Annotated in this window: 12 protein-coding genes; 5 read left to right on the top strand and 7 right to left on the bottom strand. The window is 35.8% G+C overall.

Going from position 1 to position 14,549, the window contains the following annotated elements:
* Nucleotides 1–15: 15 nt before the first annotated feature.
* The 7 genes from groL to miaB form a co-directional block, all read right to left on the bottom strand.
* Entirely contained in the window at nucleotides 16–1,647 is a 1,632-nt protein-coding gene (gene groL, locus CLV55_RS08880) for a chaperonin GroEL (protein ID WP_112113403.1), read from the bottom strand.
* Between the two features lie 49 nt (nucleotides 1,648–1,696).
* Nucleotides 1,697–1,972 (bottom strand): co-chaperone GroES, encoded by a 276-nt coding sequence (locus CLV55_RS08885; RefSeq protein ID WP_112113404.1) that lies wholly within the window; start codon nucleotides 1,970–1,972, stop codon nucleotides 1,697–1,699.
* 160 nt (nucleotides 1,973–2,132) lie between these two features.
* Complete coding sequence (gene secG / locus CLV55_RS08890; RefSeq protein ID WP_112113406.1) at nucleotides 2,133–2,483, bottom strand: preprotein translocase subunit SecG; 351 nt, start codon at nucleotides 2,481–2,483, stop codon at nucleotides 2,133–2,135.
* Between the two features lie 2 nt (nucleotides 2,484–2,485).
* Complete coding sequence (locus CLV55_RS08895) at nucleotides 2,486–3,292, bottom strand: tetratricopeptide repeat protein (RefSeq protein ID WP_112113407.1); 807 nt, start codon at nucleotides 3,290–3,292, stop codon at nucleotides 2,486–2,488.
* A 1-nt stretch (nucleotide 3,293) separates the two neighbouring features.
* Entirely contained in the window at nucleotides 3,294–3,797 is a 504-nt protein-coding gene (locus CLV55_RS08900) for an LptE family protein (RefSeq protein ID WP_112113409.1), read from the bottom strand.
* 42 nt (nucleotides 3,798–3,839) lie between these two features.
* Nucleotides 3,840–5,102 carry a sigma-54 interaction domain-containing protein gene (locus CLV55_RS08905; RefSeq protein WP_112113411.1) on the bottom strand — a complete coding sequence of 421 codons (1,263 nt, stop codon included), beginning with the start codon at nucleotides 5,100–5,102 and terminating at the stop codon, nucleotides 3,840–3,842.
* Nucleotides 5,103–5,121: 19 nt separating this feature from the next.
* A complete protein-coding gene (gene miaB, locus CLV55_RS08910) occupies nucleotides 5,122–6,576 on the bottom strand; it encodes a tRNA (N6-isopentenyl adenosine(37)-C2)-methylthiotransferase MiaB (RefSeq protein ID WP_112113412.1) in 1,455 nt (484 codons plus the stop codon).
* 383 nt (nucleotides 6,577–6,959) lie between these two features.
* On the opposite strand from miaB, the gene topA reads away from it, so the two are divergent.
* The 5 genes from topA (at nucleotide 6,960) to porM (ending at nucleotide 14,507) form a co-directional block, all read left to right on the top strand.
* Entirely contained in the window at nucleotides 6,960–9,446 is a 2,487-nt protein-coding gene (gene topA, locus CLV55_RS08915; protein ID WP_112113413.1) for a type I DNA topoisomerase, read from the top strand.
* Between the two features lie 3 nt (nucleotides 9,447–9,449).
* Entirely contained in the window at nucleotides 9,450–10,604 is a 1,155-nt protein-coding gene (locus CLV55_RS08920) for a formimidoylglutamase (RefSeq protein ID WP_112113414.1), read from the top strand.
* Nucleotides 10,605–10,804: 200 nt separating this feature from the next.
* A complete protein-coding gene (gene porK, locus CLV55_RS08925) occupies nucleotides 10,805–12,202 on the top strand; it encodes a T9SS ring complex lipoprotein PorK/GldK (protein WP_112113416.1) in 1,398 nt (465 codons plus the stop codon).
* 59 nt (nucleotides 12,203–12,261) lie between these two features.
* Entirely contained in the window at nucleotides 12,262–12,894 is a 633-nt protein-coding gene (gene porL, locus CLV55_RS08930; RefSeq protein WP_112113417.1) for a type IX secretion system motor protein PorL/GldL, read from the top strand.
* A 53-nt stretch (nucleotides 12,895–12,947) separates the two neighbouring features.
* Complete coding sequence (gene porM, locus CLV55_RS08935) at nucleotides 12,948–14,507, top strand: type IX secretion system motor protein PorM/GldM (protein ID WP_112113418.1); 1,560 nt, start codon at nucleotides 12,948–12,950, stop codon at nucleotides 14,505–14,507.
* The last annotated feature ends 42 nt before the right edge of the window (nucleotides 14,508–14,549 follow it).

Raw genomic sequence — 14,549 nt, forward strand, 5'->3', positions numbered from 1 at the left:
ACGTCGTACTTTAAATTACATCATTCCAGGCATGCCACCACCCATTGGCATTCCACCAGCAGGATTGTCTTCTTTAATATCAATTAAAGCACATTCTGTAGTAAGAATCATACCTGAAACAGAAGCTGCATTTTCAAGAGCGACACGTGTTACTTTTTTAGGATCTATAATTCCTGCTTTCAACATGTCAACATATTCATCTGTTTTAGCATTATACCCGAAGTTTTCTTTTCCTTCAGCTACTTTTGCTACAACAACTGACCCTTCTAATCCCGCATTTTCTACAATAGTTCTTAAAGGTGATTCTATAGCACGAGAGACAATTTGAATACCAGTTGCCTCATCAGCATTGTCAGCTTTTACTTTTGCCAAAGTGTTTTTAGCTCTTAATAAGGCTACTCCACCTCCCGCAACGATACCTTCTTCAACAGCGGCACGAGTGGCGTGTAACGCATCGTCAACACGGTCTTTTTTCTCTTTCATTTCTACTTCAGAAGCGGCACCCACATAAAGAACTGCCACACCACCAGCTAATTTAGCCAAACGTTCTTGCAATTTTTCTTTGTCATAATCAGAAGTAGTAGTCTCCATCTGACTTTTTATTTGGTTGACTCTATTCTGAATTAAGTCAGCACTTCCTGCACCATTAACGATTGTTGTATTGTCTTTGTCAATTGTGATTTTTTCTGCTGTACCAAGCATTTCAATAGAAGCATTTTCTAGAGTATAGCCACTTTCTTCTGCAATGACTGTTCCTCCAGTTAATATAGCAATGTCTTCTAACATGGCTTTTCTTCGGTCACCAAATCCAGGTGCTTTAACAGCTGCAATTTTCAAGGCACCTCTTAGTTTGTTAACTACTAAGGTCGATAACGCTTCACCGTCAACATCTTCAGCAATAATTAATAATGGTTTTCCAGATTGTGCTACTGGTTCTAAAACAGGAAGTAATTCTTTGAGAGAAGACACTTTCTTGTCGTATAAAAGAATGTAAGGATTGTCTAATTCTACATTCATTTTTTCTGGATTAGTCACAAAATAAGGAGATAAATAACCTCTGTCAAATTGCATACCCTCTACAACGTCTACATAAGTATCGGTTCCTTTAGCTTCTTCAACAGTTATTACACCTTCTTTACCCACTTTTCCAAACGCAGTTGCGATTAATTCGCCAATCACTTCGTCATTATTAGCAGAAATAGAAGCGACTTGCTTAATTTTTTCTGAAGACGAACCTACTTCTTGAGCTTGTTTACCTAAATCGGCCACGATAGCTTCTACAGCTTTATCAATGCCTCGTTTTAAATCCATTGGGTTCGCTCCAGCGGCTACATTTTTCAATCCTTCTTTAACTATAGCTTGTGCTAAAACAGTAGCAGTTGTTGTTCCGTCTCCAGCCAAATCATTTGTTTTTGAAGCTACTTCTTTAACCATTTGCGCTCCCATATTTTCAAGAGCGTCTTTCAATTCAACTTCTTTTGCCACAGAAACACCATCTTTAGTTACAGTAGGGCCACCAAATGATTTAGAAATAATTACATTTCTTCCTTTTGGACCTAGAGTTACTTTTACTGCATTTGCTAATGCATCCACACCACGTTTTAATCCGTCTCTTGCTTCAATATCAAATTTAATATCTTTTGCCATTTCTTTTTTGTTTTAAATTTTAGACTTACTTTTTTAAATCAAAATCATTTTAGATGATTGCTAAAATGTCATCTTCTCGCATTATTAAATAATCTTTACCGTCTAATTTTAAATCGGTGCCAGCATATTTTCCGTATAATACTGCATCACCAACTTTGACAGTCATTGGAGTATCTTTTTTTCCATTTCCTACAGCAACAACAGTTCCTCTTTGAGGTTTTTCTTTAGCTGTATCAGGAATAATAATCCCAGAGGCCGTTTGTGTTTCCGCAGCCGCTGGTTCCACGATAACGCGGTCTGAAAGGGGTTTAATGTGTAATGCCATAATGATATGTTTTAATATTAATAAATTGTTTGACGGCTTCACATATTCAGAAATTATGCCAACCTAATTTGCCTGACATAATTTCAGAACACCAAGTACAATTTGACAGAAATAAAAAAGTCTCGAGGGGTTCTCGAGACTTAAAACTATTTTGTGAAAATTATTTCTTTTCTGTTTTAGAAGCTGGCGCTGCTGGAGTGCTACTCGTTTTAGGCGCTGCCGTTTCGGTTTTCTTTGCTTCCGATTGCGAAGAGTCAATGATTTTTTTATTGTCGTTTAAACTTCCAGTAAAACTTAAACTAGATAACAAAACCAATGCAATTAGAGTGCCTCCTAAAACCCATGTGCTTTTGTCTAAAAAGTCTGTGGTTTTTTGAACGCCTCCTAATTGTTGCGATCCGCTAATTGATGATGATAATCCTCCTCCTTTTGGGTTTTGTACCATTACTACGATGATTAGTAAAAAACAAACGATGGTGATTAATACTAAAAAGATTGTAAATGTGCTCATTGTTAACTATTGTTGTTTTGTTGTAAATTTTTAATATCTGATATTCGGTCTGCAAAGAAACTACTTTTTTCTGGATATTTCAAAATTAATATTTCATAAGCTTGAATTGCTTTCGAATATTTCTTTTGTTCCAAATAAACTTTTGCCAATGTTTCCGTCATTAAATAGGACTTATCCTCAATTTCTGGAATCAAAATAGGAGTAGAGGTGTCTTTTTTTACGGGTGAAATTTTTGGATTTGTTTCGATAAATTTATCAATTATGGCCAGTTTTTTCTTTTTAATCGCTTCTTCTTCTGATGTTTTTTCTTCTCGTTCAATGGGCTTTAGGCGTGAAAGTTGGAGCCATTCTTGAAAGGAATGTTTTTCTGTCTTTGTGAAATCTAAGGGTTTGCCCAATTCTAGCTTTTCTTCAAGTTTTTCCTTAGGGTTCGATTGTTTAATAGACAACATTATAGAGTGTTGTAACGCATCTGCATCATTGCGCTCTATTTTTACCTCTTCGCTTTCTATGACATCGATGTTGAGCAATTCTGCAATTTTTTGGTCATATAACCCACTTTGAATGGTTTTAAAATGGTCGGCAGTAATAAAATCAAACAAAACACTTCGGTCTGTTGTATAAGCAGCTGCAATTTTTAGAGCATAGTTGTATTTAAAACTATCCTGATTATACAAGTGTTTTAATCGCAAGACTCTGGCGCTTTGAAAATAGGGAAATTCATCTACTATTTTTTTCAATCCATTACTGAGTCGCTCGTTTAAGGCGTCTGGCTTATTGATGATATAGGTGTAATCGGAACTATTCATACTACCATTTGGCTAGCGATTGATTGAAAATATCTTGTGTGATTCTCTCGAAAATTACATCTAAAGCAGCAGTCAACGAGGCACCTGTAAGTTGTTGGTCGCCTGCATAGTCATAATAAAATGAAAAGGGCTTTTCAAAATTTTCCTTATCGTCTTTTCGATTCACAAATCGTACGTTTATAGTAATAGTCAGTCTGTTTTGTGCAGCAGTTTGACTTGCTGTTGCTGCCATTGGGGTGATGTTATAACCAGTTATTTCTCCCTCATACATTAAATCACCATTGGTATTCGTCAAATTTAAATTGGTTTGATTTTGAAGAATTTCCTGAAGTTTCAAAGTGAACGTACGTTCAATACCCGGTTGTACCAAAGGCGCATTGTTGTGAAAATAATTCACTTGAAACGTCTTGGCATCAATTTTTCCTGTTCCCGTAAAATTATAAAAACCGCAACTTGAAAAAGTAAGTGCGACTACAACTAACAGAATATGCTTCATTTTTTTCATTCGTTCTAAAAGCCAAAGATAGTTTTTTTAAAATAAAGTGCTTTATAAATCGTATTGCTTTATTTTTCGATATAGGGTTCTCTCGGAAATACCGAGTTCTTCGGCGGCAATTTTACGTTTCCCTTTATTGCGTTCTAAAGCTTTTTTTATCAATTCGATTTCCTTGGCTTCCAAACTTAGGGTTTCTTCTTCTTCGACGGTTTCTGCAAAAAGATATTGATTGTTGTCTTCATCTTCCTCAATATAATTTTCATGAGTGACGGTTGCGTGCGTGGGCATCACTTCCACTCTTGGTTTTTCTTCAAAGAACGACTCTTCCTCGGGTTTTCCATAGATTTTCTGAATCAAACTTGGATTAATATCTTGAACTTTAGTTCCGTTTTTCATCAACTCTAAGGTGAGCTTTTTCAAATCATTTAAATCGCTTTTCATGTCGAAAAGCACTTTGTATAAAATATCCCGTTCCGTGGAAAAATCGGAGTCACTTTTTTTATCCTTTATAACACTCGGAAGTTGACTGCCTTCTTGTGGCAAATACGAAAACAGCGTTTGCGCAGAAATATCTCGTTTGGTTTCTAAAACTGAAATTTGCTCAGCAACATTGCGTAATTGACGAATGTTTCCACTCCAACGATAATTTAATAAATATGCAATAGCATTATCTTCTAATTTGATAGCTGGCATTTTGTATTTGTGAGCAAAATCGGAGGCAAATTTTCTAAACAACAAATGAATGTCCTCTTTTCGGTCCCGTAGTGGAGGCAACCCGATTTCAACCGTACTCAAACGATAGTATAAGTCTTCACGGAATTTTCCTTTTTCTATGGCGTCAAACATATTAACATTGGTAGCTGCTACAATGCGTACGTTTGTTTTTTGTACTTGAGACGAACCGACTTTGATGAATTCACCATTCTCCAAAACACGTAGTAAACGAACTTGTGTTGTAAGTGGTAATTCGCCCACTTCATCCAGAAAGATAGTTCCTCCGTTGGCTACTTCAAAATACCCTTCACGGGTAGCTGTAGCTCCAGTAAAAGACCCTTTTTCGTGTCCAAAAAGTTCACTATCAATAGTTCCTTCTGGAATAGCACCACAGTTTACAGCGATGTACTTGCCGTGTTTGCGATGCGAAAGCGAATGGATGATTTTTGGAATACTTTCTTTTCCCACACCACTTTCTCCTACAACCAATACCGAAATATCAGTAGGCGCTACTTGAATGGCTTTCTCCACGGCACGATTGAGTTTTGGATCATTTCCAATAATTTCAAATCGTTGTTTTATGTTTTGAACGGATTCCATATGTAATTTGTGGCTTTAATTAATTGGATTGCATCTCACTAAAACCAACCGCTTCACCAATTAAGGTAGCCGTGGTGCAATCAGTTACTTTAACCAAAACGAAATCACCAACTTTATAATTTTCTTTTGGGAACACCGTAACGACATTCTCAGAAATTCTACCACTCCAATGCGCATCGGATTTTTTTGATTCTTTTTCAATCAACACTTCAACAGTTTCGCCTAAAAAACGAGCAGTTCTTTTTTCACTTAACTTTTGCTGTAAATCAACGATCTCTTGTAATCTACTTTTCTTAACCTCTTCGGGAACATCGTCATCCATTTTTCGGGCGGCCAATGTACCAGGACGCTCTGAATAGGCAAACATATAGCCAAAATCATATTCCACATATTCCATCAACGATAACGTGTCTTGATGGTCTTCTTCAGTTTCAGTTGGAAATCCAGCAATCATATCTTGAGAAATCGAACAATCAGGAATAATACGTTTGATATTGTCAATCAAAGCCATATATTCTTCACGAGTATGTTGACGGTTCATTTCCTTTAAAATTCTTGTACTTCCACTTTGTACGGGTAGATGGATGTAGTTACATACATTTGGATATTTAGCAATAACATGCAATACTTCTTCGTGCATGTCCTGAGGATTGGATGTCGAAAAGCGAAAACGCATCTTCGGAAAGTGTATCGCGCACATTTCTAATAGTTGCGCAAAGTCAACCGCTGTAGCTTTTTGCATCTCGGTTGCTTTGTCAAAGTCTTTTTTCAAGCCACCACCATACCACAAGTAACTGTCAACATTCTGACCCAAAAGACATACTTCTTTATACCCTTTAGCCCATAAATCTTGAATTTCTTCCATAATACTTTGTGGTTCTCGGCTGCGTTCACGACCCCGCGTAAAAGGCACCACGCAAAACGTACACATATTGTCACATCCGCGAGTAATTGAAACAAAAGCATTGACACCATTGCTGTTCAAGCGAACGGGTGCTACATCACCATAGGTTTCTTCTTTCGACAGAATTACATTGATGGCATCACGACCTTCTTCCACTTCTTTCAAAAGATTGGGTAAATCCTTATAAGCATCTGGACCTACCACCATATCTACAATTTTCTCTTGCTCTAAAAATTGGTCTTTCAATCGCTCGGCCATACAACCCAAAACGCCCACTTTCATGCTCGGATTAATACTGCGTTTTACTGCATTGTATTTTTCCAAACGCTTGCGAATGGTTTGCTCGGCTTTATCTCTAATCGAACAGGTGTTAACCAAAACCAAATCGGCTTCTTCCAAGTTTTGAGTCGTATTGTATCCTTGTTCTGTCAATATTGAAGCTACAATTTCACTGTCTGAAAAGTTCATGGCACAACCATAACTTTCAATAAATAACTTTTTAGAATTTTCTGCTTTTTGCTCGAGTACAAGACTTGTTCCTTGTTTTTCTTCGTTTATTTCCTTTTCCATGTATGCTGAAATTATCTCAGGATCTGTTTAGATATTGTTTTTCAAATGCAAAGATAATACTAAATTAGGAAAACTGACAAGATGACAGATAATGTTTAACATACTTTTTTATATGTAGCGAATCGCTTGGGTATTTTTAAAAACCATATTCCCGCTTTCGTTACAATTTTTTTGTCACTCTTGTTTGGAGGTGTTGTGTGAGTTTCCTCTTCTACAAAAAAAAATTTCACTTCAATCGGGGCTAGATTGTATTTTTTTTGCAAAATTCAATACTAGGCAACAAGAACTGTTTTTTAAATCGAAGGGAATTTTAATGCTAAAATAATTTTCAAAATCTCAAAATTTAAAAAAAACCTATACTTTTGCGAACAAATTATCACCCTATGGCTAAAAATTTAGTAATCGTTGAGTCACCCGCTAAAGCAAAAACTATTGAAAAATTTCTAGGTTCTGACTATCAAGTAGAATCGAGTTATGGACATATTGCAGATTTGCCTTCCAAAGAAATTGGCGTGGATGTGCTCAACGGATTCAAACCTAAATATGAAGTATCACCCGACAAAAAAGCGTTGGTGACGAAGTTGAAAGGATTAGCCAAAAGTGCAGAAATGGTTTGGTTGGCTTCCGATGAGGATCGTGAGGGAGAAGCCATTTCTTGGCATTTGTCTGAGGAATTGAACTTAAATCCAAACAAAACAAAACGAATCGTTTTTCATGAGATTACCAAATCGGCGATTCAAAAAGCAATTGAAAATCCTAGAGGAATTGACTATAATTTGGTCAATGCCCAACAAGCCCGTAGGGTACTAGACCGTTTGGTAGGATACGAATTGTCGCCCGTTCTTTGGAAAAAAGTAAAAGGAGGTTTGTCAGCAGGTCGTGTTCAATCAGTTTCTGTTCGATTAATAGTTGAAAGAGAACGTGAAATTCAAGACTTCAAAGCAGAAGCTTCCTACAGTGTGAGTGCAGAGTTCACCAATGAAGCAGGAAAAACATTCAAAGCCAAATTGCCCAAGAATTTTACTACTCAAAAAGAAGTGGAAGCGTTTCTAAATAAAAATATAGGAGCAAGTTATAAGGTAGGTGATTTGGAAACAAAGCCTACTAAGAAATCACCAGCAGCGCCATTTACAACGTCTACGTTGCAACAAGAAGCTGCTAGAAAATTATATTTGCCAGTAGGTATTACTATGCAAATTGCACAACGTTTGTATGAGGCAGGACTGATAACCTACATGAGAACAGACAGCGTCAATCTTTCGCAAGAAGCGATGGCAGCAGCTCAAGCAGAAATCACGAGTTATTACGGAAAAGAGTTTTCTAAACCAAGAAGTTTCAATACTAAATCAAAAGGAGCACAAGAAGCGCACGAAGCCATTCGTCCTACTGATATGTCGCGACATACGGTGCCTTTAGAACGAGACCAAGCCCGATTGTATGAACTCATTTGGAAACGCACGTTGGCTTCACAAATGAGTGATGCCGAATTGGAACGCACAAATGTTAAAATAGAAAGCAATACACACTCAGAATTATTTACAGCAACAGGTGAAGTAATCAAATTTGAAGGTTTTTTAAAAGTATATCTTGAAGGGAATGATGACGATGAAGAAGAACAAGAAGGAATGTTGCCTGCTTTAAAAAGTAATGAGAAACTAGTAGCCAATTATATTACAGCTACGGAACGTTTTTCAAGACCGCCTAGTCGTTATACAGAAGCTTCATTGGTTAAGAAATTAGAAGAATTAGGAATCGGAAGGCCTTCCACCTATGCGCCAACCATTTCTACAATAATTGTTAGAACCTATGTTGAAAAAGGAAGTTTTGAAGGAACTGAACGTAAATATACCCAACTCACACTAAAAGAGGCTGAAGTTAAGACGCAAGTTTTAACAGAAGTCACGGGTTCAGATAAGGGAAAATTGGTGCCAACAGATATCGGAATTATTGTGAATGATTTTTTAGTGAAAAATTTTGAAACAATTTTAGACTATAATTTTACAGCAAAGGTTGAGCAGGATTTTGATGAAATTGCTGAAGGTACGGTCGATTGGGCAAAAATGATGAATGATTTCTATTCTCATTTTCATCCAAATGTAGTGGATGTTGAAAAGAATGCCGACAGAGAAAGTGGTGAGCGTATTTTAGGAAAACATCCTGTTTCTGGAAAACAAGTGTCGGTACGTTTGGGTAAATTTGGTCCTATGGCTCAAATAGGAGACGCAGAGGATGAGGACAAGCAATTTGCAAGTTTACGTCAAGATCAAAATATTGGAAATATTTCGCTAGAAGAAGTGTTGGATTTATTTTTACTTCCAAAACAGTTAGGAACTTATCAAGGCGAATCGATTGAGGTAAATAACGGACGTTTTGGGCCCTATGTGCGTTTTGGTAAACAGTTTATTTCCTTGCCTAAAGGTGTTGAACCTCTCGATGTATCGTTGGAAGATGCCAAAAAACTAATAGATGAAAAAACCCAGGCCGATGCGCCTATAGCTATGTACGAAAACATGCCCGTTCAAAAAGGAGTTGGACGTTTCGGACCATTTATTAAATGGAATGGCATGTTTATTAATGTGAGTAAAAAATACGATTTCGATCGCTTGTCGCAAACAGATATCAACGAACTTATTGAGGAAAAGCAGCAAAAAGAAGTTGATAAAGTAATTCACAATTGGCAAGCTGAAGGGATTCGTGTGGAAAAAGCCCGATGGGGACGTAGCGTGATTTTAAAAGGGAAAATAAAAATTGAATTGAGTAAAGATGTAGATGCAGGAGCATTAACTCTAGTTGCAGTTCAAGAAATGATTGAAAAGAAAGCTCCTGCAAAAAAGACTCCAGCAAAAAAAACGTCCACAAAAAAGAAATAGTACATGGAATTTGATTTTCTGACCCCTTTAGAGACGGATTTAATAATTGATATCAAGCGACTGTCTTCACAACATTTGGCTAATAAAGTAGTTTTTCATACGGAACATGATTTTCCAGATATGAGTCAAGTGCGCATGGCAATACTCGGAGTGTTGGAAAATAGAGGCGATGAAAATCGTGCAGGAGCCGATGTGGATTTGACAGATTTTAGAAAAAAAATGTACAGCCTTTTTCCAGGAAATTGGAGTCATGGCATAGCAGATCTTGGAGATATTGTTCCAGGAAATTCAAAAGAAGACACCTATTTTGCCGTTCAAAAAGTGGTGTCAAAACTCATAAAGAGTAATGTTATTCCTATTGTTATAGGAGGAACACAAGACATTACCTATGCATTATATAGGAGTTATGATGTTTTAGAACAGATGGTAAATTTGGTTTCTATAGACGCTAAATTTGACTTTGGAAAACAAAGCGATGCGGTTTCTAGTGAATCCTATTTGTCTAAAATAATTTTAGACGAGCCTAATAATTTGTTTAATTTTAGTAACATCGGATATCAAACCTATTATAATTCTCAAGAGGAAATTGATTTAATAGAGAAATTGTATTTCGATGCCTACCGATTAGGTGAAGTGTGTAATTCATTAGCTATTGCCGAGCCCGTATTTAGAGATGCTGATTTGGTTAGTTTAGATATTAATGCGGTGAAATCATCAGATTCAGGAAAAAAAATCGATTTTCAACCTAATGGATTTAATGGTAAAGAGATTTGTGCACTTTCACGCTATGCAGGAATTAGTGATAAAGTATCATGTTTTGGAATTTTTAATCAAACAGCAACCGAGGAAGAGGCTGTTTTGTTGTCACAAATGGTTTGGTATTTTATAGAAGGAGTGCATTATCGTTCCAATGAGTATCCTTTTGGAAGTAAAGAAAATTATACAAAGTATACAGTGCCCTTTGAAGAGGAAGATATTGTTTTCTTTAAAAGTGATAAAACAGATCGATGGTGGATAGAAATTCCTTTTTTTTCAAGCGCAAGCAATAAATTAAAAAAGAATACGTTATTACCATGTTCACATGAGGATTATTTAGCGGCATGTAATCAGGAAATTCCCGAGCGATGGTGGAAGGCACAGAGAAAGAATATTTTGTAATCATAAACTGAGATTAGCTTTTTAATTTTATGATTAATTGTTTGTATATATTAATAATAGTAGAATAAGGCAATAAAAAGTACTAAATTTCGTTTTTCTACGAAATAAGTAAATTTTAAGAAATAAATAATTGTTTTTTTCAAAAATAATAAATAGGTTTACGCCCTTAAAAATAAAGAACATAATTAACCCAGATTTATATGAAGAAGTTCATTGCATTTGCATCTGTTTTAGCGCTACTAGCGAGCTGTGGAAAGTCTAACGACAAAGGTGAGTTAGTAGGAGTAAAAGGAAAAAAATGGCATCCAGAGAAACCATACGGAATGACTTTAGTTCCAGGAGGTGCTTTTATTATGGGTAAATCAGACGATGATTTAGCTAATGTACAAGACGCTCCGACTAAAACAGTAACCGTTCGTTCGTTTTATATGGATGAGACAGAAATTACAAATAGTGAATACCGACAATTCGTGGAGTGGGTTAAAGATTCTATTATTAGAGTTCGTTTAGCAATACTTGCTGATGAAGTTGGTCAAAAACCTGGTTCTGGAAAAGGAGGAAAAGCTGGTGGTAGTATTGGTGATTATGCTTTTGCGGATCAAGACCCAGCTAAAATGACTCCTTATGACAAATATATGTATGAAAATTACTATAGTGTTGGGACTAAAGATGATCCTTATGCTGGACGTCGATTGAACAGAAAGGTTAAATTAATCACGGATACTAAAAAATATCCTGATGAATACTACACGGAGGTTATGGATACAATGTATCTTCCAGTAAGTGAATCGTACAATGGATTGAGAACTATTGATGTGAATAAATTGAAATTTCATTATTCATGGATGGATATTCAAGCGGCTGCAAAAGCTAAAAAAGGAAAAAGAAGTCAGTTTGTAAAAACAGAAAATACTCCTGTATATCCTGATACAACTGTTTGGATAAAAGACTTTGCGTATTCTTATAATGAGCCAATGCATAATGATTATTTTTGGCACCAAGCGTATGGGGATTATCCTGTAGTAGGGGTAAATTGGAAACAAGCTAAAGCATTCTGCGCTTGGAGAACGTTGAATAAAAATATTTATGTTAAAAAGAAAAAAGGAAGAGATTTGATAAATTCGTTCCGTTTACCTACTGAAGCTGAATGGGAATATGCAGCTCGCGGTGGTCTAGAGTCAGGAAATTATCCATGGGGAGGTCCTTATACTCATAATGATAGAGGGTGTTTCATGGCAAACTTCAAACCAGATAGAGGAGACTATGCTGCTGACCAAGCGTTGTACACTGTTGAAGCAAAATCATATCAGCCTAATGGGTACAACTTATACAATATGTCTGGTAACGTTTCAGAATGGACGGATTCTTCTTATGATGCTTCGGCTTATGAATATGTTTCTACAATGAATCCAAACGTACCAGATACCTCAAACAAACGTAAAGTGGTAAGAGGAGGGTCTTGGAAAGATGTAGCTTATTTCTTGCAGGTAGGAACAAGAGATTTTGAATATCAAGATACTGCTAGAAGTTACATTGGTTTTAGAACCGTACAAGATTATATGGGAACTCAAACTACGGGTAACGGAAAAAGAAAATAATCAATTTGTATATTAACTAACTTAAATATAAAACTTAACTAACTAAAATTATTATTATTATGGGATTATTACCAAAAAGAGTTATGGAATTCACCTACGGAATGGGTGCTGCTGTCGTTATTGTTGGAGCATTATTTAAAATTCAACACTGGCCGGGTGCAAGTCAATTTCTTATTGTTGGACTATTAACAGAAGCTTTTATCTTTGCTTTGTCAGCATTTGAAACTTCACCTGATGAAATTGATTGGTCTTTAGTATATCCTGAATTAGCTGGTGGGCAAGCAAAAGAAAAAACCAAAAAAGAGGAGCCTAAAGATGCTCAAGGTATGCTTTCTCAAAAATTAGATGCTATGTTGAAAGAAGCTAAAATTGACGGTGAATTGATGGCGAGCTTAGGAAACAGTATTAAAAATTTTGAAGGTGCTGCAAAATCGATATCTCCTTCTGTAGATGCAATGGCTGGTCAAAAGAAATATGCCGAAGAAATGTCTAAAGCAGCTGCACAAATGGAGACGTTAAATAATTTGTATCAAATACAATTACAAAGTGCTGAAAGAAACGCTAAAATTAACGATGAAGTTGCTGAAAACAACTTAAAATTAAAAGATCAAATGCAATCATTAACATCTAACTTGTCTACATTAAACAATGTATATGGTGGAATGTTGTCTGCAATGAGTAATAAAGGATAATTAGTTTTTTAACTAAATTTTACTAAATTAACATTAAAAACTAATTAGAAAAAATGGCAGGAGGAAAATTAACCCCTAGACAGAAGATGATTAACCTGATGTATCTGGTTTTCATCGCAATGTTGGCATTAAACATGTCAAAAGAAGTGTTATCGGCTTTTGGATTGATGAATGAAAAATTTGAGAATGCGAATACCGCTTCTTTGGAAAATAATAAAAAGCTTTTAACATTAATTGATCAAAAAGGAGCTGAAAATGCAGGTATGTATGGACCAGCAAAAAACGCTGCTGATAAGATTGCAGAGATTTCAAAGACTTTTTATGAATATATCGGAACTTTGAAAGCAGATGCAACCAATGGTGTAGAAATTGATAAAAAAACAGGTAAGTTACCTTATGAGGCTATGGATAAAGGACCTCATATAGATGAAACTTGGTTTAAAGGTGACAACTATTCTGCAAAAGGAACTGCAATTGTTGCTGCTATAAATAAATATGTAGCTGATATGAAGGCTGCTGTAGCAAGTGAACCAAGTTTGTCTAAAAAACTTTCTCCTATTATTGCTGATTTGGATGCTAAATTCAATACTTCAGATGTTAAAGATCATGATGGGGTAACAAAAAAATATTTATCTTATCACTTTGAACATTTTCCAGCTATTGCATCATTAGCAAAATTAACGGCTTGGCAAAATGATGTTAAGAAAGCCGAGTTTGATTGTTATAGTTCTTTATTAGGTGGTGCTGCAGTTGATGCGGCTTCTATGAAAAACTATACTGCTATGGTAGTGTTAGAAAAAAGTGCTTATTTTCAAGGAGAGGCTGTAAAAGGTAAAGTGGTTTTAGGTCGTTATGATGAAAATACTAAGCCAACATCTTTTCAAGGTCCTGGAAAAATTGAAAATGGTCAAGCGGTTATTTCAATGACTGCAGGTTCAATTGGTGAACAAAATATTAATGGGCAGTTCACTTTTATGGAAGATGGAAAGCCAGTGCCATTAAAATTTGAAGGAAAATATGTTGTTATACCTCGTCCAAATTCTGCTAATATTTCTGCAGACAAAATGAATGTGGTATATAGAGGGTTACCAAACCCAATGACAATTTCTTTTGCAGGTATTGGTGACAATAACGTTACGGCTTCAGCTCCTGGGTTAACTAAAGCTGGTGCAAATGGTAAGTATATTTTAAATCCAGGTTCTGGAGATGAAGTTTTGGTTACTGTTAATGGTAAGATGTCAGATGGTAAAACAGTAACTGATAAAAAAGCTTTTAGAATAAAAGGTATTCCTGCACCACAAGCTGCTATTGGAGGAACTATAGGCTCACAAAAAGGAGCAAAATCACGTCTTCAATCATCACAAATAACAGCTGTATTACCCGACTTTTTGTATGATTTGAAATTCCAAGTAACTCAATTTGTATTGAAAGTACCTGGACAAGCTTCTATAGTTGTGAATGGGGATCGTTTAAATGCTCAATGTGTTGCAGCTTTGGGTAGAGCAGTAAAAGGTGATCAAATTACCATTTCTGATGTAAAAACAAAAATTGTAGGTGAAGGTTCTGGTATTCAAACCAAAACAGCTGCACCAGCTATTTTTGAATTACAATAATTTAAGTTTAGTATCTTTACTTAAATAACTTATAAATAATAT

The sequence above is a fragment of the Flavobacterium aciduliphilum genome (genome assembly GCF_003268855.1).
GTDB classification, from domain to species: domain Bacteria; phylum Bacteroidota; class Bacteroidia; order Flavobacteriales; family Flavobacteriaceae; genus Flavobacterium; species Flavobacterium aciduliphilum.

Coding starts and splice junctions, on each gene's coding strand:
- CLV55_RS08900 (WP_112113409.1), bottom strand. CDS start 3,797: ATGAAAAAAATGAAGCATATTCTGTTAGTTGTAGTCGCACTTACTTTT.
- CLV55_RS08920 (WP_112113414.1), top strand. CDS start 9,450: ATGGAATTTGATTTTCTGACCCCTTTAGAGACGGATTTAATAATTGAT.
- groL (WP_112113403.1), bottom strand. CDS start 1,647: ATGGCAAAAGATATTAAATTTGATATTGAAGCAAGAGACGGATTAAAA.
- secG (WP_112113406.1), bottom strand. CDS start 2,483: ATGAGCACATTTACAATCTTTTTAGTATTAATCACCATCGTTTGTTTT.
- miaB (WP_112113412.1), bottom strand. CDS start 6,576: ATGGAAAAGGAAATAAACGAAGAAAAACAAGGAACAAGTCTTGTACTC.
- CLV55_RS08895 (WP_112113407.1), bottom strand. CDS start 3,292: ATGAATAGTTCCGATTACACCTATATCATCAATAAGCCAGACGCCTTA.
- porL (WP_112113417.1), top strand. CDS start 12,262: ATGGGATTATTACCAAAAAGAGTTATGGAATTCACCTACGGAATGGGT.
- topA (WP_112113413.1), top strand. CDS start 6,960: ATGGCTAAAAATTTAGTAATCGTTGAGTCACCCGCTAAAGCAAAAACT.
- porK (WP_112113416.1), top strand. CDS start 10,805: ATGAAGAAGTTCATTGCATTTGCATCTGTTTTAGCGCTACTAGCGAGC.
- CLV55_RS08885 (WP_112113404.1), bottom strand. CDS start 1,972: ATGGCATTACACATTAAACCCCTTTCAGACCGCGTTATCGTGGAACCA.
- porM (WP_112113418.1), top strand. CDS start 12,948: ATGGCAGGAGGAAAATTAACCCCTAGACAGAAGATGATTAACCTGATG.
- CLV55_RS08905 (WP_112113411.1), bottom strand. CDS start 5,102: ATGGAATCCGTTCAAAACATAAAACAACGATTTGAAATTATTGGAAAT.